General features: G+C 58.0%; 21 protein-coding genes. 9 read left to right on the forward strand and 12 right to left on the reverse strand.

Annotation, left to right across the window (positions count from 1 at the left end):
• On the forward strand, positions 1–227 hold a 227-nt coding region (locus tag F561_RS29765; RefSeq protein ID WP_040381801.1), incomplete at its 5' end, for a hypothetical protein.
• 282 nt (positions 228–509) lie between these two features.
• Here F561_RS29765 and F561_RS0123030 read toward each other — a convergent pair.
• The 3 genes from F561_RS0123030 to F561_RS28315 all read right to left on the reverse strand — a co-directional run bounded on the left by F561_RS0123030 (position 510) and on the right by F561_RS28315 (position 2,523).
• Positions 510–1,427, reverse strand: a complete 918-nt coding sequence (locus F561_RS0123030; protein WP_019012320.1) for a manganese catalase family protein — start codon at positions 1,425–1,427, stop codon at positions 510–512.
• Between the two features lie 260 nt (positions 1,428–1,687).
• Entirely contained in the window at positions 1,688–2,086 is a 399-nt protein-coding gene (locus F561_RS28310) for a transposase family protein (protein ID WP_083922616.1), read from the reverse strand.
• Positions 2,083–2,523, reverse strand: coding sequence for a helix-turn-helix domain-containing protein (locus F561_RS28315; RefSeq protein ID WP_026299166.1), 441 nt, complete (start codon positions 2,521–2,523; stop codon positions 2,083–2,085). The genes F561_RS28310 and F561_RS28315 overlap by 4 nt, the downstream gene beginning before the upstream one ends.
• A 337-nt stretch (positions 2,524–2,860) precedes the next feature.
• Here F561_RS28315 and F561_RS0123045 point away from each other — a divergent pair, with 337 nt between their 5' ends.
• Positions 2,861–3,184, forward strand: coding sequence for a hypothetical protein (locus tag F561_RS0123045; protein WP_019012323.1), 324 nt, complete (start codon positions 2,861–2,863; stop codon positions 3,182–3,184).
• A gap of 18 nt (positions 3,185–3,202) precedes the next feature.
• Positions 3,203–4,897: a cation:proton antiporter domain-containing protein gene (locus F561_RS0123050; RefSeq protein ID WP_019012324.1), complete on the forward strand. Its 1,695-nt coding sequence runs from the start codon at positions 3,203–3,205 to the stop codon at positions 4,895–4,897.
• A gap of 393 nt (positions 4,898–5,290) precedes the next feature.
• Here F561_RS0123050 and F561_RS0123060 read toward each other — a convergent pair whose 3' ends face one another.
• Together F561_RS0123060 and F561_RS0123065 are read right to left on the reverse strand one after the other, a co-directional pair.
• Positions 5,291–5,704, reverse strand: coding sequence for a hypothetical protein (locus tag F561_RS0123060; protein WP_019012326.1), 414 nt, complete (start codon positions 5,702–5,704; stop codon positions 5,291–5,293).
• A gap of 115 nt (positions 5,705–5,819) precedes the next feature.
• Positions 5,820–6,077: a response regulator gene (locus F561_RS0123065; RefSeq protein WP_083922617.1), complete on the reverse strand. Its 258-nt coding sequence runs from the start codon at positions 6,075–6,077 to the stop codon at positions 5,820–5,822.
• Here F561_RS0123065 and F561_RS29585 point away from each other — a divergent pair.
• Positions 6,009–6,257, forward strand: a complete 249-nt coding sequence (locus F561_RS29585; protein WP_169389568.1) for a hypothetical protein — start codon at positions 6,009–6,011, stop codon at positions 6,255–6,257. The two genes, F561_RS0123065 and F561_RS29585, sit on opposite strands and share 69 nt — an antisense overlap.
• Positions 6,258–6,277: 20 nt before the next feature.
• Positions 6,278–6,439, forward strand: a complete 162-nt coding sequence (locus F561_RS29305; RefSeq protein WP_019012329.1) for a hypothetical protein — start codon at positions 6,278–6,280, stop codon at positions 6,437–6,439.
• Positions 6,440–6,454: 15 nt separating this feature from the next.
• Here F561_RS29305 and F561_RS26615 read toward each other — a convergent pair whose 3' ends face one another.
• The 4 genes from F561_RS26615 to F561_RS0123095 all read right to left on the reverse strand — a co-directional run bounded on the left by F561_RS26615 (position 6,455) and on the right by F561_RS0123095 (position 9,610).
• Positions 6,455–6,973, reverse strand: coding sequence for a P-loop NTPase family protein (locus F561_RS26615; RefSeq protein ID WP_051097065.1), 519 nt, complete (start codon positions 6,971–6,973; stop codon positions 6,455–6,457).
• Entirely contained in the window at positions 6,970–8,004 is a 1,035-nt protein-coding gene (locus tag F561_RS0123085) for a metallophosphoesterase (protein WP_245556619.1), read from the reverse strand. Before F561_RS0123085 ends, F561_RS26615 begins: the two co-directional genes overlap by 4 nt.
• Before the next feature lie 516 nt (positions 8,005–8,520).
• The gene (locus F561_RS0123090; protein ID WP_019012331.1) at positions 8,521–8,985 is read right to left on the reverse strand and encodes a hypothetical protein; all 465 of its coding nucleotides are present in this window, start codon (positions 8,983–8,985) and stop codon (positions 8,521–8,523) included.
• Positions 8,972–9,610 (reverse strand): HEAT repeat domain-containing protein, encoded by a 639-nt coding sequence (locus F561_RS0123095; RefSeq protein ID WP_019012332.1) that lies wholly within the window; start codon positions 9,608–9,610, stop codon positions 8,972–8,974. The genes F561_RS0123090 and F561_RS0123095 overlap by 14 nt, the downstream gene beginning before the upstream one ends.
• Before the next feature lie 1,081 nt (positions 9,611–10,691).
• On the opposite strand from F561_RS0123095, the gene F561_RS0123100 reads away from it, so the two are divergent.
• From F561_RS0123100 to F561_RS30200, 4 genes are all read left to right on the forward strand, one after another.
• A complete protein-coding gene (locus tag F561_RS0123100; RefSeq protein WP_019012333.1) occupies positions 10,692–12,119 on the forward strand; it encodes a tetratricopeptide repeat protein in 1,428 nt (475 codons plus the stop codon).
• A 264-nt stretch (positions 12,120–12,383) separates the two neighbouring features.
• A complete protein-coding gene (locus F561_RS0123105) occupies positions 12,384–13,052 on the forward strand; it encodes an SMI1/KNR4 family protein (RefSeq protein WP_019012334.1) in 669 nt (222 codons plus the stop codon).
• A gap of 100 nt (positions 13,053–13,152) precedes the next feature.
• Positions 13,153–14,079, forward strand: coding sequence for a hypothetical protein (locus F561_RS0123110; protein ID WP_019012335.1), 927 nt, complete (start codon positions 13,153–13,155; stop codon positions 14,077–14,079).
• 368 nt (positions 14,080–14,447) lie between these two features.
• On the forward strand, positions 14,448–14,858 hold the full coding sequence (locus tag F561_RS30200) for a helix-turn-helix domain-containing protein (protein ID WP_051097067.1): 411 nt from the start codon (positions 14,448–14,450) through the stop codon (positions 14,856–14,858).
• 716 nt (positions 14,859–15,574) lie between these two features.
• On the opposite strand, the gene F561_RS0123120 is transcribed toward F561_RS30200, so the two are convergent.
• From F561_RS0123120 to F561_RS0123135, 3 genes are all read right to left on the reverse strand, one after another.
• Positions 15,575–15,886 (reverse strand): hypothetical protein, encoded by a 312-nt coding sequence (locus tag F561_RS0123120; protein ID WP_019012337.1) that lies wholly within the window; start codon positions 15,884–15,886, stop codon positions 15,575–15,577.
• A 113-nt stretch (positions 15,887–15,999) separates the two neighbouring features.
• Positions 16,000–16,185 carry a hypothetical protein gene (locus F561_RS0123125; RefSeq protein WP_019012338.1) on the reverse strand — a complete coding sequence of 62 codons (186 nt, stop codon included), beginning with the start codon at positions 16,183–16,185 and terminating at the stop codon, positions 16,000–16,002.
• Positions 16,186–16,930: 745 nt separating this feature from the next.
• Positions 16,931–17,463: 3-oxoacid CoA-transferase subunit B (locus F561_RS0123135; RefSeq protein WP_019012340.1), on the reverse strand; the 533-nt coding region annotated here is incomplete at its 5' end.

Consider the following 17,463-nt stretch of genomic DNA (forward strand, 5'->3'; position numbering starts at 1 on the left):
AGGGGATGGCGGTTGAAAAACCGCTCAATTCGGCGAATGACCGACGACGCCCCTGCGCTTCCCGGGAAACGCTCAGCCAGCTCCCCATGCCGGACGTCCTTGGCTTGAAGGAGTGCCAGGACAACGAGAGAAAGCAGTTCCACTTGGTTTTTGCGGTACTCCGGGAAATGAGCACAAAAGCAGCGCGTCAGATGGGTCAGCGTGGCAGGGGACGCGTTCTGTTTTGACGGATCAGACGGGAGATTTCAACCCCTCAACAAAGTGTCGGGTACTGAGGGAATTTCTGGTGTTGTCGGCCCACGTTGCTCACCTTTGGCAGTACATCCGAATCACCGGCCTTCATACACAACTCCTCTGACACAAACAGCTCCCGCCTCAGCATTGGCGGGAGCTGTTTGTTGGTTCTTTGGAACAGATGACCAATTCTCTTGAACGAGTCATTCCCCTCAGTCAGAGGCTTCGGCAGTTATCAGCGACGTCGCTGAATCAGTTCTGTACCGTGACGAGGTTCAGCGGAGACGCGCCTTATCATGCAACTTCTTGGCGATCTCCAGAATTTCCCCCATATCCCATTCAGGCGAGAATGCCCCGGAGTCATGGCCGCCATCAACGAGTTTCCCGCCCTCAATCGACGTATATTCGTCGACAAACACTTCTGACCCATCCTCCGGGTGAGTGCCGTTCCAAATCGTACCCAACTGAGTAAAGTCCGTATCACTGAAGCGGTACAACTTGCGGTGCACCCCGAGATCCATGATGCGTTTAGATTCCGGGATCAGGCTGGTCGGGATGTTCGGCATCGGCAGCATCTTGTTGATGTTCACGCCCGTCAAACTTTCAAGCGCCTTGCCATACGCGATCTGGTGGACGCCTCCGCGAACCAGTAAATAGCCCACCAGAGCTTTGGCCGTGGGATCATCGACCATTTCGTACACGCGCAACTTATTGTGGCGAGCGGCGCCTTCCAAGAAAAAGTTATGGGTCAGGTCGAGCATCAGGTTGCCACTGGAATAAACGTAGTCGCCGGTCCAGGCCTTGCCGTGCGAATCGGCAATCATGGCGCCCGGGCCGCCAGCGATGAAGTGTTTGGTGTATCTCACGTCCTGCGCGAAGGAAAAAGGATGGGTGGTGGGATCAATCGGCTCTTCCTGGTCCTTGACGTCTGGGCCAGCCAGCAGGCTGTTGATCGTTGCGGCGACCAGTTCAACGTGGCCCAACTCTTCGGCAGCGATATTGGAAATCAATTCGTAATAGGGCCGGAGCGTTTCTTTGCCACGGAAGTTGAAGGACTGGGTCAGATAATTCATGAGGGTGGACATCTCGCCGAAACGCCCGCCCATCAGTTCCTGGACGGTGGCCGCACCATTGGGGTTGGCTTCTTTGGGGAGGGGGAGATCAAATTGCAGTTTATCAATACGTAAAAACATCAGTGCCTCCGATGGGATAGGTCCCGGGTTATCAGAAGCAATCGGAACGGTAGCAAGGGTAAAAGCCTCACTATCTGAAGATTTCAGTAAACTGTTCTAAGAACCAGGTCCTGACTTAGAGCTGAATCGGGATACCAATGAGAGTACTTGGTTCTTATTCCGCCCTCATCTCTGATTTCTTACCTAACGCCTTTAACATGAGATTGGCCCCGTGGCCTTTATTTCAGCGCTATGATTCATCACTAGACCTCTTGCGAAAGTCATGACGGGTAGGCTTGGGTCAGATTGCACAACGCGGCAATGAGCTGAACTCGAAGGGCGAACCGACGCCGCCGATGTCGGTAGACGCCCTTCAACACGCGAAAGATCTTCATCCGCCGAATGACATGCAGGGTGTCCTGCCGGGTATGCGCCAGCACACGGTTTTCTTGGCGTTGGTCGGCGGAGAGGGGCGACGCTCGCGTCGCCTTATGGGTGGTGATGGCGTGCCCGTGGGTTCTCCAGAGGCCCTGATACCCGGCGTCCCCGATCAGGGCCGTGTCGTGGGGCAACCGTACGCCAGATTGACGAAAGAGTTTTAGATCATGAACCGCTCCAGCACTTGTGGCGGTACCCAAGATGCGCTGCGTCACCGTGCAGATCAGCAGCTGAAACTTCAGGGTATGCCGCTTTTTCTTGCCGCTGTACCAGCAGCGTTGCTTTTTTTGGGTCGTTCACAGGGCACTTCAGAAGCATCGACCGCAACGATGCTGTAGACGAGCTGCGCTTCCTGAAACACGCGTTTCTTGGGCATCTGGAACTGCGCACTAGAGATCAGGGCCGCTTCCACGCGTTCCACCGGAGGGTGCACGGTGGTTTCATGCACGCCCCAGTCGTCGCCAAGATGCGCGAAAGTGCGGTACTCGCGCCAGAATTCCAGGGTCAGCAGCTGTTCAGCCACGCTCAGCGCGGCTGGGCGGCCAGATTTCTTCTTCCGTCCTTCGCATTCATTCAGCACTGCTTCCATCTCGGCGAAGGTTTCCGGATAGATCCCGGTGCGTCGACGAAACTGCTTGCGGTTCATCTTTAGCGTGCGTGTCAGACGATCTTGCTCCACCCTGCCAGCTTAGCCCACGACTTTCGCAAGAGGTCTACTGAACACCTCAAAGCTCAACAGGAGCCGTAAGTGTCTAGGGACTCAGGCTTGGTTGGCTTGAAGGGTCAGAAGCGCCTTGAAAGTGATGAGCTTAATGACTTTCCCCGGCCTGCCGTTGCTAGGGCAAAGAGGCGACATGGCATTGAGGCGCCCCGGTGAAGCAGGCCAGAGCAGAGGCATCATGAATTGGTCAGGAACTCGGCCATTCACAAGGTCAACTCCTTGTGCTCGCGCCATCATCAATTGCCAATAAATGGCAAAATGCCAGTTTTTAATGCTACCTTAATCATGAACCCTTATGCCCACCAAACCCACTTCCCGAGTTCAGTCCCTGGTTCGTCACGCGCTGGAAGAACAGGACGCCCGAGGTCATCAAGGTGATCTGCCCGAAGGCAAAGTCACGCTGCGGCTTCAGGCCATCGACTTTTACTGGCTCTCTCAACTTGCAGAACTGATGGACGCCACCCGCACCCGCGCCGCCTCCCAACTGCTGTCTGCGGCCATCCGTGACGCTGCTGAAACCGCCGGTCTGCCCACCAAAGGCGACACGTTTCAAGCCGCCTTGCAGGCCTTCCTGACCCAGGAGTTTCCGCACGAAACCTCCCCACCTGCCGAACTCTGAACCTCTCAAGGAGCCGATATGCCCCACCACACTGACCTGATTGCGGCGCTGGCCATCGGCCTGACCCTGGCCTTTTTCGGCGGCCTCCTCGCCAACCGACTCCGGTTGCCTCCCCTGGTGGGCTACCTGCTGGCCGGTATTGTGGTCGGTCCCTTTACCCCTGGCTTCGTGGCCAACGCGGGCATCGCCGCGCAACTCTCCGAGATCGGCGTGATGCTGCTGATGTTCGGCGTCGGCCTGCATTTTTCTATTGGCGATCTGCTGGCCGTTCGCCGCATTGCTGTTCCGGGAGCCTTACTCCGAATCGTTGTGATTACTGCGCTCAGCACGGCGGTCTCCCACCTGTGGGGCTGGACTGTGGGCCAGGGAGTGATCCTGGGTCTGGCCCTCTCCGTGGCCAGTACAGTGGTCTTGTTGCGTGCCCTGGAAGAGCGGGGAACCCTCGATACCTCCAACGGAAAAATCGCTGTGGGCTGGCTGGTGGTCGAAGACTTGGTGATGGTTCTGGCCCTGGTGATGCTGCCCGCCCTGGCCCCCCTCCTCAGTGGCACTGAGGGCGGCTCCCTGGATCTTGGTGCCCTGGGTACTGCGCTGCTCCTGACGCTCGGCAAGATGATTCTGTTCGTGGCCGTCATGATGATCGTCGGGCGGCGCTTTATTCCGTGGATGCTTGCCCGCGTCGCCCGAATTGGCTCCCGTGAGCTGTTTACCCTGGCCGTCCTCGGTACCGCCCTGGGCATCGCGTATGCGGCGGGCGAGCTGTTTGAGGTGTCGTTTGCACTGGGGGCCTTCCTGGCAGGTGTGGTCGCCAGTGAGAGCAAGTTCAGTCAGCAGGTGGCAGAGGACGCCCTGCCGTTTCAGGACGCGTTCGCAGTGCTGTTTTTCGTGTCGGTCGGCATGTTGTTTAACCCCATGATCCTGCTTCAGGCTCCGCTGCTCGTGCTGGCGATTGCCCTGATCATCATCGTCGCGAAGACCCTGGTGGCCTTTTTCACCATGAGGTTGCTCAAGGCCTCCTTCTCGGCAGCCCTGACGGTCGCCATCTCTCTGGCACAGATCGGGGAATTCTCGTTCATCCTGGCAACCCTGGGTCAGGATCTGGATCTACTGAGCGCTGAGGGACAGAATCTGATCCTTGCCGGGGCCATCGTGTCAATTATTGTCAATCCGTTCCTGTTCCGGCTGATTCCTGTCATCGAGAAGTGGCAGCAGCGGCGCGTGCCGCAGACACTGCCTCAAGACCTCCCTCAAGTTGGTTTGTTGCCGCACGCGGTCCTGGTGGGCTACGGCCGGGTTGGCCGCCTGATCACACAAACCCTCCAGGAACACAACGTTCCCTTCGTGGTGATCGAATCGGATGAACGTCGCATCGCGGAACTTCGGACTCTGAATCTTCCTGTGGTCTACGGAGACGCGGCGCGGGCGGAGGTGCTTTCTCGCGCCAGAATAGGGGAGGCCAGTGTGGTCATCGTGGCCACGCCGGACGGCCCACAATCCCAGCTGATCTTGAAACAGGTTCGCAAGATGAATCCGACTGTACATGTCACTGCCAGAACCCACGACGAACACACCCAGCAAGCTCTGCGCAAGCTGGGGGCCAGCGACGTGCTGTACGGTGAGTATGAACTTGGGTTGGCGATGGGAACCCATGTCCTCGCCGCTCTGGGAAGTCCACCCAACCGATTGACCCCCTTGAGCCCGTCGACCAGTTGATGGATGTTGTTCATGACCGAATCCTCACCCCTCAGCCTAACCAACCAGGCGTGTCTTGACGCCCTAGAGCCATGCTGATGCGCTGGATTTCCGACAGCAAACTGACGGATGAAGAATTGGAGCTCCTCCAGCACACCCGGACGGCCCTGCACCTCTCCACAGAAGAAGTGCGCAGCTTGCGGGGTCGTGTCCACTGAAGCCTGCCTCGTTCTTGCGGCTTTTCCCCGTTCCCAGTGCAGGTTTCAGGACGCGAGGAGAATTTACTTCCTAAGAAGTTCAAACGATCCTCGTCCGTACATCTGGCGCTTCACCAGCCTGATTCGGTTGATGACCCCTGGGCCTGACCGGTTCAGGAGTCTGTTTCCTGAGTCTCACAGCTGCTCAAGGCTGGTTTCAGCTGCTTTTATCTGAGCTGCTGCGAAGGGTGAGGAGCCGAATTGACCCCGGCGCGGCGCAGTTGCCTGAGTGCCAGAACCGCGAACGCCGCTTCGAGCAGCAGGGCGAGGATTCCGGAGAAGGCTCTGCCCAGTTGCCGAGATCGCCGCGTGCACGGGGAAGTCCCGTGGTCCGGGTGAGCGAGTAGGCCACGATGGCCCCCACAGAGATGATCAGGCCCAGACCATAGCCCGAGCGCCACTGGCTGCTCAGTAACCAGAACCCAGCTGCCGCGCAGCCTGCGACCAACAGGATGTACATCCAGCCCAGGTAAGGCGTTTCGCCCAACTTGTCTGGAATGTCGCGGTAATGCAGCCAGGCCACACCTGCCAAGAGCAGAAGGCCCAACCAGGGGTTGAATGTTTGTTTCATCTGGAATCTCCCCGGAGACGTTGGCACCGGGCCGGATCCTCTGCGACAGCCAAAAAGGAGCGCAAAGCCAAAAAGTGCAGCGCGGCCACCACCAGCATGGTCTGGAGCCCCGCACCTACCGCCAGCCGCGTCCATCTGCATGCGCACTCCGCGCCGTTTCACTGCGCCGGACGATGGCACGCAGTGTGGCCAGCAACTCGGGCAACTCGAACGGTTTGGTCAGGTAGGCGTCGTCCCCCAGATCTAGCCCCTCCACCCGTTCGCGCAGGGCGTCGCGGGCCGTCAGAAACACAATGGGCACCGGATGATGTTCCGCCCGCAGGCGACGCGCCACCTCAAATCCGCTGTGGCCCGGGAGCATCACGTCAGGCATCTTGGCCCCGCATCGGCGCTCAATACCAGTGCGGTGTTTGGCACGACCATTTCCGGCAAGCCCAAGGACGTGACCGAATATTGCATTGCTTACAGCAACGGGGCGGGCGTGCTGAATGCGCCCGGTTTTGTCCTGACCGACGCGCTGCCCACAAACACGACGGCCTGGACAGACGGCTAAGGCATCAGCAAGGGCCTGCAATGGATGGCACGACCACCACCCTGCTGACCAGCGCGACCACGAGCGCCGCCAGTGCGCCCAGCCCCGACGCGGGTGAACTGAACAGCGCCGCGACCCTGCGGGTGGGCACGCTCAACTCTGGCGACAGCGGCAGCATGTGCTTTCGCGCCCTCATCCGCTGAGCGTGTGCAGCCACTTCAGGGCGCGTTCCTGTGTTTCTGCCTTCGTCCCGACGTTTTCAAGCCGCAGCACTGGGCAGGGAAGACTTGCCAGCCACGCTTCCTGTTCGGCCTGGTTACGTCTGGCTGTGTTCGAGTCGTATCCGGCTGCCCAGGCCAGAAAGTCACGGTGCGTCTGGAACAGCGTCCCACCCTCGGCAATGGCTGCGCGTAGCGTTGGCGTTCGCGGGCCTGAAGACGTTCGGGGCGCAGCCGGGGCGGAAGATGAATAAAGATGGCCGCCTGAACCTGCGGAATGAACATGTCGCCCCATCCGCCCATCCAGCCGGAAAGACTCCAGCCGTCAGGGGCCGATGTGAAGGCGGTTGACAGTTGTTGCTGCCGCTCGGGGGTGGGCCGCCTCCAGGTATAGGGCGGGTCGGTGGCTTCCCAGAAAAAGTCGTCGCTGTCGAGATGCATCAGGCCGAGTTCGGCGGCCAATGCTCGCCCAAGCGTGGTGGTGCCGCTCCCCGCCGCCCCAAAGATATGGAGCCTCAAGGCTTGCTGTTCTCCGTCTGATACGCCAGCGTCGGTACGCCCGCCGCGTTCACCGTATACGCCTGATAGGTCAGCGTGTTCAGCGTGAATTTCAGCCAGAAGAAGCCCGGCGTGTTCATGGCCTGAAAGTCGCTGGGGGCAGGGAGGCCAAGCCCCGGCCCAGTGGTCTCGCCCGCCGCACCTGACACCAGCAGGCGCGTGCCGGGGCAGACGCCGTTCTGGGCGGAAAACACTTGCAGCGTATGGTCGTGCCCCGCTGCGATCAGGTCGGCCTTACCGCAGGCGGCCTGCTGGTACAGGCTTTTTACCGCCGCGCCGCTGGCCCAGGGCAACACCGCGCCGTAGGTGTACGTTCCGGCGCTGCCGTGCAGCCCGTTGTTCAGCAGCGGATGATGGCCCAGCACCACGTTCCAGCGGGCTGGGCTGGCGTCCAGACTCTGTTTCAGCCATGCCCGCTGCGCTGTATCGAAGGCCGCGCCGGGGCGGTAGCTGGGGTCGCGGTTGGGCAGGTACGAGGCCAGCGGCGCGGTATCGACCACGAAGAACTGCGCCAGATCGCCCCACGCGGCGCGGTAGGCCCGCTCGGGCATGATCCACTGCGGATGGCTGCGGGCATAGTCGAGTTCGCTTTGCAGGGCCGCCGGGTTCGCGCCGTCGCCGCCCGTCAGCCACGATTCGTCGTGGTTGCCCGCCACCATCAGAAAGGGGAACTTCAGCGGGCCGTACAGGTCGGCAAAACGCGTTTGAAATACGGCATCGTCGGCGCTGTCTGGGGCCTTGGGGTAGAAGTTGTCGCCCAGGCCCACGCCCAGATCGCAGCCCTGCTGCTGGCACACGCGGGCCATGGCCTTTGCCACCGCTGCCTGAAGATCGCCGCCCTTGCCCTGATCGCCCATCATCAGTACGCGCAGTTCGGCGGGATGTTCTGGAGCCTTCAGCGCTGCCTGGGTATCCTGAAAACGGATGGTCGAGGCCGGAGCGCAGGCGGCCAGCAGCAGGGGCAAAGCCAGGACAGCAGGAAAACGGCGCATGGCCTCAGCATATCGTTGCTGCATGCCCGCTGCTTTCTCCGTCACCCTTGGGAGTGCCAGCATGAGCAGGACAAGGCGGCCGGACATTGGCGATACTTCAGGCAAGCATATTAATCAGGTCGAAGTTCATCTATAGATGAACCGGGCGGGGCGAGTACCGAAGAAAGTACGTCTTCGTGGGAATGGAGCTTTATCCTGCCGTTTGAGATAAAGCGGCTGGGTTAACGACGATGTACTTATTGCCGGTGCAGAATCCTGATGGATGACTCCCACATTGCCTGTTGTTTCTGGCCTACCCGCTTACGTTAGAGGGAATTCCGTGTTAGAGAGCTTCTCCAGCTGTACTTCCGGGGTATTCAGGAACCACTGAATAATGCTGTGCAGGCGCGATAGAATAGGCCTGAGCAATCTTGTCTAGGCGGATGGCCCTCTCACTGTATCGGAGAGTTCTCGCATCTCTATTGCGGCGTGCTCTACGGCCCAGGGAAGAGTGCCGCCCACCAACGTGTTCCCAAATTACAAGACTCGGTTGGTCGGGTTCCCTTTGACGATATCAACCATGTTTTCTGGCGTGAGTTCCAACGACTGTGCCCCGTCAAAGAAGTAGATGTCTCCTGGCCTCTCCCGGCAAAGTTCCCGAAAGACTTCCAGTGAGGATTCAAAACTCATCTGATCAACCTGCGCCAAAATAATCTGCATCAGTGTCAAGGAGTCGGGGAGGCCTCGGTGGTAAAGGATGTAGTCCGCATGCCCCTGAAGCGGCTGAGCCACGAGAAACGCCAGATAGTCATATTCAAAGCTGTAACGGAATTCCATCAGGCATTGGGCGTTCCGCTTGGTCAGAGAGAGTTCGGTCTCCAGAATCAGGTCAGCCTCGAACGCCTGTTCCTCTCGGGGACCTGACCAGCCTTGAGCTGTCAACAGGCCTATGACGCTTTGCCTGAAAGCAAGCTGCTCTGCGGTCATCTCAGCTTTCTTCATACTTCACTTTAGATTGAGACTGGACAGCCGCTCTACTCACTGCCGACACCTGCGCGAAGCGGTCGAGCATGTCCTGGGCACGCTGCCGAACCTCTGGGCTGGAATCCTGACTCAGCTGTCTGAGCAAAGGCCCGTATTCGGTCTGACCCAGGTAGCCAATGCCCACGACCACCCCGGCCCGGACCGTCGCTTTGGGATCGCGGGCGTACTCCTGCATGGCCTCGAATACTTCTGGATCGTGAGTCCACGGCGCACCGACGGCGGTGGCGTACACCGCCAAGAGACGCTGACCATCTTCTTCCACGGGTGCAGCTCGGTATAGGTTGAGCAGCTCCTGAAGCGGGTAAGTCGGCACTTTCTCTTTCAGGCGGGTCACGATGGTCTCGAAGGCCGAGGCCGCTTGGGGGTGGTCAGGCTGCAAATACGTGACCTGAACCCAATTCAGACCAATCAGTCCATCATCGCGGTAGGTGATCGCAATCGTCTCCGGATCATCTGCATAGGTGGCCTCGTAATTGATGAATGGAACGGTATCGGGGATCACCCCACCAATCCCGCCATAGATTCGTTCAAAATAGATGAACCTTGCAAACTCGTCTTGGCTAAATTCCATTCGGATGGGCATGCGGAAAAAGTACGGATGTAGGTTCATGTTGAGCCTCGATAGAACAGATTCATCTGCTGGGCTACGAACGCTGCCATATTCGCTTTACACCTAAAAAAGCCGTCGGTTGTCTCTTCATCCGCATTGGTCATTGAATATTTATTCCAATCTACTAGAGTCAGGGTTGAAAGTTTTCATATTTCCTTGTCTAAAATCATTGGTTTGCGTTGAATATTTACTACTGTTCCTTTATAATCAATTGTATCTTCTGTAAATCACCGCAGTCCTTTAGATAACTATAACTCTCAGAATTGTGCGGCGAGTCGATATAGTTTCTATTCCAATGCTAAAAAAATTCACTGTTTATATCCAAAGCGTTTAAAATATACTGTGTTTATCCCATTCCACCTCTCTTGCTCGTATAAAATACCCGCGTAGCCTCAAAAACTATTACTCTCTGGTGATATATCTGTAATATATCTGTTGAGACAGACGATGGGAACATTCTTCATATAATCCACATGAAATATTTTATCATTGTGGCGATGACGTTATGAAAATATAAGATAATGTCGTCATCTGCGTGAAGTGTTGAAAACAATCGATTATCTGCCATATTTATTATCCAACCTCGTGTATGCTCTTTTCGGATCTGTCAAAGACTCGCATGATCTCCTTACTATGTAGGGAAAGCTGATCAACCTTGTCAAACTTCTAGCTTTGATCTCAATAGACCTCTCGCGAAAGTCATGAGTGGGAGGCTCGGATAAGTTTGCAGTGTGCCGCGATGAGCTGAACGTTGAATCCTACAATGTCTTCGGGATATTCTATTACATCTGATTAGGCGGTTATCCAGAATATTCTGTAGAGGGCCAATATATACTTACTGCGCCATGCGACGGTGAGATGATTACTCAATTTGAAGTGCGTAACAGGCAAAAGATTAACTAAACCATTCAACTTTAGATATAATTGATGTCAGTGGGCGAGATTCCCTTGCGGAAGATAGAGATAATCCATAGACCTTCCAAAGAGAGCCACGAGTGCTCATTACATAAGAGAGAAGGATGTATAATGAGGAAGACAGGTGAGGAGTAAGACTATGGATAGCGTAACCAACGACCCCCACACCGGTTTGCTGCTCCCCCTAGAGAACTGGTTAGATGCGTTCCGTCAACGTCGCGGTCAGCCTCAGGAAGAACTCGGCATCCTGCAACAGGCCCTGGAGAGTTATCCCACAGCCCCGGCCCTCTGGGTCCGTCTGGCGCGAGTTCGGCTCGATCTCCGCAACTACGACGAAGCGGAATGGGCAGCCTGGCAGGCCACTAGGCTGGATGAGACAGATTTTGAGAGCTGGTACATGCTCGGTATCGTGCGAGCAGCTCTGGGCAAGATCTACGAAGCAATTGCCGCTCATGAACACCTGCTGGAACTCGCGCCGGGTGACCCGGATGCTCTGGCGGCACTGGCCCATGATCTGACCATCGCTGGACACCCCGACCGAGCCCTCCCGATTTTTGAGGCGCTGCAGACACACGAGCCAGAGGTCACCAAGTTCGAGGTGGGCCTCAGCCGTGCGCTGATCGGTTTGGGCCGGCTCACCGAGGCCCAACGCCATCTTGAGCATGTCATTGGCCTCAGGCCCGAACTGTCGGAGCCCCACCGCCTGAGTGCAGAGGTTCACGATCTCTTGCGCAGGCATGAGGCGTGGGTGTACCACGCGCATCAGGCCTATCTTCTGCGGCCTGATCTCCCAGCCAACATTCAGTGGGAAGTCCGGGCGTTGGTGGCGGAAGACAAAGTCGAGGAGGCAGTGGGACTGCTGCACCGGGGGCTTGATCAGAACCTGGCAGCGTACCTGCTGTACGTCGATCTGGCGAGGGTGTATCAAAGTCAGGGTGAACACGACTCCGCCCTGGCCCTGCTGGGGCGGGCCGCCGAACTGGCTCCTTTTCATGGGGAGGTGATCGCAGAACAGGTCAGGATGGCGTGTGAGCTGAATCAACCCGTGGACTGGTCTGGCCTGATCGATAGAGCGACCACCCAGCCGTTCAATCACCGTCTGGCGATCCGCGCGGGAAAACTGTGCCTCGAATTCGGTAATGTGGAGGACGGGCTTCGTCTGCTGGCCCTGGGGACAGAGGGCACCGAGGATATCGGGGGGCTGACGGTTCTGGGGCGCGGTCTTATGGGAGAGGCGCGGTTTCAGGAGGCCCATGACGTGCTCCAGCGGGCCGTCAGACCCAATCTGGATCTCCCAGAGACCGATGAGGCGATGGCGCCCACTTGGAGTGCTGCGGCGTTGGCGGCCTTCGGCTCGGAACGGCCGCAACTGGCCCAGCAAGCCTTTGAACGGGCACTGCCCTGGCATCAACACGATCTCCAGCTGTGGTACGCCTACGGCCTGCTGCTGTTTGAGCTGGAGGACTGGGCCGCCGCACGTCAGGCTCTCGAGCATGTGATGGCGCAGGAACCCGACTACGCCGATGTACGCCAGGCCTATCAGGCGCTTCTAGAGCGAAGTACCTGAAGTCGAATATGTTCTTGGGCCACGGACAGAACCCGAACAGGCGGATAGGACAAGGCCGTCATGGATCAGTTCAGTTAAGCCGCGCTATTCCTCTCCGTGGGGCCACTGCCAGTGGGGTCGGTCTGAGGGTGCAGTGGTGGGCACTGGCGTTTGACACCACTTCGTTGACTTGGACTTCAATGGGCCAGGGCCGCTCAGGGGACTCGACAACGTGTTGCCGGACACCCTGCCCGCCTCGGCGAATCTGCCGCGCTCGGTGACCCCGTGACCCGCCCGTTGCGTGACTACCGCCAAGCTTTCACCCAGCTGGACAGTAAGCTACGGGCCAACCCACTGTTTGTGGTCGAGCGCTTTGAATTGGGTGCGCCCCTCTCTCTCCAGGCCATCCAAGCGTGGGAAGACCGCACGGGCTACCGACTGAATGACGATCTGCGGGCCTTCTACGCTCAGATGAATGGTCTGCGACTCAAATGGTTTCTCAACCCTGGCCTCAGTGAAGAACAACGTCAGGCCTTCTTCCTTGAGTTTCCTGAGATGGATGTCGAGAACAGCAGTGACGAATATGCCTCCGCCGCGATTGAGCTTCTTCCGCTGGAGGACATGCTGACCCGGGCCTGGGGAGACGAGGTGTATTACGAACCCGAGCTGGGCTTTCATGGTCAGACACTGAGTGTGGACACCTTTCACGAGAGTCTGCGGCCCTTCGATCTGTTCAGCGGGTACCGGGCCTGCGTGCTGGTCTTTCAGAACAGGCAGAATCCAGCGGTGTTTTTATTGGACGATCACCACGGCATCTGGGATGAGTCCAGGGGCACGGATGTCCGCTCCTACCTGGAGTTTATTCTGGCGACCAAAGGCCAGTCCGACGCCCGCAAGCGGTGGTTGTCCGCGCATCAAGGTTATGACCAGAGGGTGACGTTTGGGGACAGCTGAACAGTTGGGTCAAGATAGAAAGGTGACAAGCCTTCACCCGTACCGCCCAATCTCAGACCTCCGTCCGAGTGAGCTGGGTCGTTGACGCCATCCCACCACCATGACTGATCAGTTGATTCCCTTTCAAGCCAAATTTGTCTCTGATGTACTGGAGCATCCGTCGGGCCTCTACGCCCGGGCTCTTGATGCCGTGGTGCGCATCACCGCCGATGGCGAGGTGACGACGCTGCATGCCTTTGAAGAACAGTCACCCTTCGGGTTCAAAGGTCTCGCATTGCAGGGGAGTTCCCTGTTTACCTTCGATCATCCCCTGGTCGGTTCCCCAGTGCTGACGCAAGTAGGCTTCGACGGCCAATTGCAGCGACATGGGAACGCTTCACTTCGGAGACCCTCTGGACTCGTTGCAGTGGGCAAAGATCTGATCTTGCTCGACCAGCTCGTGCCCCTCACTGAAATCAGCGTGTGGCGTGGGGGCCGCATACACCCCCTGGCCGAAGCCCGAAATCTGACCCACTGGCTGGTGTCTGATGAAAGGCTGCTGTGGAGTGAGCATGCGGGCATCCGGCAATGGCGTTCTGATGGGGCGACTTGGCTCGTCGAGCAGCCAGGCATTCTGACCTTTAACCGTCGCCTGGACTGGGTGGCTCAGAGTCTGGAAGACGGTCAGGCGGTCATGATAGTCAATACGGGCATCCAGCAGATTGTCATCCAGCACGCAGAACACCCGGTGGCGCTCTACACCCTTCCGGCAGACACAGTGATTCGCTTGGGTCGTCAGCTCGCGTCTATTGAAACTCCAGAGGACAGACGAGTCTTCTCAGAGGCCGAAGAGCCAGGTGCGCTGATCGCCGCTGGAGAACGGCTGCTCCATTTGAAAACCGCGCATGAACTCGTATGGTCAACCGATGCACGAACCTGGACATCCATTTCTTTACCGCTCAGCTGTACCCGGCTGATCCAAGCAGGTGAACACGCTGTAATCGCTTCGGGCCGTCAGGGATCCGTCTTGATCCAGTTGAGTTCATGACTGCGTGATTTGGAGAGCAGGTCGTCATCTGCGAAAAGAGACCTCCGCCGCCGGAGGGGAGGCCAAACCAACTCTCGCCACGCTTGACTGAGATCTTTGTGTGTTGCGCCGGGCCATGGGAAGCTGGGCGTGTCACTCCCACTCGGGCCAATAAACCTGTTAGCCACATGGATCTTCAAGATCGGGGACGAAATCATAGTCCGCCCCAGACCCATTCACTCAGACGCAGCAGTATGCAGCGGCCCTCAGCACTCGACACTTTGGAAGCCACGCCTCTGAGTGGAGCGAGACCGCCTGACACGCACGCTGAAGATGAACTGCAAGCAGTTTCATCGACACACAGAGGTCTCCCCCAAACTTTTGCTGAAATGGCAGCAGTGCTGAGCCTCCGCGAAGGACGGAAGAAGAAATCCGGCCGCCCCGCCGCGCTCAGCGTGGCCCAACAACTCCTCTTGACGCTGGAATTCTGGCGCGAGTACCGGACCTTCGCACACCTGGGTGACGAGTGGGGCGTGCAGGACGATGGCGTGCATTACACGGTGGAACGCGTAGAGGCGGCCCTGATCTCCAGTGCGCCGTTCCAGATGCCCAGGAAACGCAGCTCGTCTACAGCGTCGCCCGCGTCGATGCTGCTGAAGTGCCGTGCGAACGGTCCAAAAAAAGCAACGCGTTTGGTCCAGCGGCAAGAAAAAACGGCATCTCCTGAAATTTCAGCTGCTCATCTATACCGTGACTCAGCGCATTTTGGGCACTACTACAAGCGCTGGGGCCGTTCATAATTTGAAGCTGTTCCGTCCATCTGGCGTGCGGTTGCCCCACGACACGGCCCTGATCGGACGCGGGGGATCAGGGCCTGTGGAGAACCCATGGGCACGCCATCACTCCGTATCAGGCGACGCGTGCCTTGCCGCTCTCTGCCGAACAGCATCAGGAGAATCGCATGCTGACCCCTACCCGGCAGGGCACCAAGCAGGTCATCCGTCGCATGAAAATCTTTTGCGTGTTGAAGGGTGTGCACCGACATCGGCGGCGTCGGTTCGCGCTCCGAGTTCAGCTGATCGCGGCACGCTGCAACCTCATCCGAGCCTCCCACTCATGACTTTCGCAAGAGGTCTATTCAATCTACTCTCCACTCTGCCTGTGTTCTCCGCACTCATCAATGTCAGAGAATGCGAGATCAATGCAGGCCAACACCGTTCTCAAGAACCACATTGATCGTCAGGATCGGGCGAAATCATGGTCGGCCCCCGACGCGTTTCCTCGGAGGATCGTTTGAACTTCTTCGGAAGCGAGCTCTCATCGCGGCCTGAGACCTGCACCGGGAGTGCGGAAGAGCTGTAAAGGTATACCCACTCCAGTCAGTGCCCCCCGCCGTGATCCTTATCAGCACCTACTGGAGTACCAATAACGGCGATTGGAAAGGAAGACGGCGCGTTCTGGCGAAGTAAAACAGCCAGGCGTCAACACCTCCGAACTGAGATCAGTTTTGCCAGATTCACATCAAGCTGCGGCGCACAAAACCTTGCGGGCCTCTGGGCGGTAAGTCCTGACACAATTCACCCTGAATCACTGCGTTCACGTCCCCGGCAAATTGCCGCTGTATCTTTTGCTTCCATTTCACTGCCATGAAAGGCAACTGAACACCGGCCAGCGTGACCGTTCTGACCGGGTAGGTCCTGACCGTCACGAGGAATAGATCGGGCATGACTGCTGGCCGACTTTCTACATGCGCGGTACAGTCTGCGGGCAGGCGAGCTTGAAGATCCTGCTTGAGCTGTTTCAGTTCCACGACACCGCTGGGGGTCAAGGATGCGATGTCCAGCAGCTTAAGAGCCGCTGACCCACAGCCTTCTGACGAGCTGGTGTGCTCAGATGGGGCGGGAGCGCCTCTCAACGTAAAATGTCTGTTGGGGTCGGCGTTCAGGCCACCTTGAGGCGATCTTGCAACAGCAGCAGTTTGCTGTTCAACTCATTGAGCTCAATGCTCGCCTGTCGGTGTGTTCGGCTGCTGCCGCCCGTTGCCAACACTTCGGCCAAACGGCGTTCCGCTTGCTTCACTTCACGCTGAAGCCCGGCGGTGACTTGCTGAAGTTCGAGGGGACTCACTGGTAAGCTCCTGAGCCACGTCTGCCATGCAGCGGCAGTCACAGGGCTCCTTGAGCCAGAAACCAGACCGTAAAAGGTGTGAAAAATATCATGATGCTCAGGCTAAAGGGCAGAAACTGACTCACCCCCTGAACCTCATGAAGGGCGGTTGAAGGATTGGGGGCCTCACCCAATGCAAAAGCTACGTTGCTGGGCCAGGCATTTCATTTCTGATTTGTCGGGAGTCTACAAAATTTGCCTGAAGGGGAATAAATCTGATGGAGGCTGCAGGCCAAACAGCCACCTTCACAACATGCTCGCCTCATGCCCACGGCCAGAGCTGCCAGCAATGTACCGCCCGTTCTCTGCTGTTCGGTAGCGCCCTGAACTTCTGGTCGATCACCTGCGGCCAGTCTCCTTCCATGATCACTGCCGATCCCTATGTCAATGGACTGATACGGACCTGCTCTGCTTCCCGAACATCCGGGAAAGCGCCGGTAGGGTCGTCCATCGCCCCCAGCCCTCTTCGTGAACGGACGCTCAGAAGGACGCCACTCCTCCCGTATTTTTTGCCCTTCGCTCTGCTTCGCAGCTCTACCAGTCCGCTTGGATAATTCTCGTGCAATTCGGTATGAACTGATGTTCCTCTCCAGTCCTGCAATTTCAGAGCGAAATAAGTCCAGAACCCGGAACGCTGGAATGGAAAGTGATCCCAAATGGCGAGATCACGGAGATGGATTAGGGATGCCGCACTTGGGCGCGATCCTTAATCAAGTATGGGAACGGCGGTGTGGAGTTGGAGGTGGGTGATGGAGACGCCTGGGGCCAGTTCGACCAGTCTCAGGCCCGCCGGAGTGACGTCCAGGACGCCCAGTTCCGTGATGATGCGGTCCACCACCCGCTGCCCGGTCAGCGGCAGGTCGCATTCGGCCACCAGTTTGGGCGAGCCATCTCTGGCGGTGTGCTCCATCAGCACCACCACCCGCCGCACCCCCGCCACCAGATCCATCGCCCCACCCATGCCCTTGACCATCTTGCCCGGAATCATCCAGTTCGCCAGATCCCCCGACGCACTCACCTGCATCGCCCCCAGAATCGCCAGATCGATGTGTCCCCCCCGGATCATGGCAAAACTGTCCGCACTCGAAAAAAAGCTGGCCCCCGGTAAGGCCGTCACCGTCTGCTTGCCCGCGTTGATCAGGTCCGCATCCACTTCAGCTTCGGTGGGAAACGGCCCGATGCCCAGCAGTCCGTTTTCGGACTGCAACATCACCTCGATTCCCACCGGAAGATGATTGG

Source organism: Deinococcus aquatilis DSM 23025, assembly GCF_000378445.1.
GTDB classification, from domain to species: domain Bacteria; phylum Deinococcota; class Deinococci; order Deinococcales; family Deinococcaceae; genus Deinococcus; species Deinococcus aquatilis.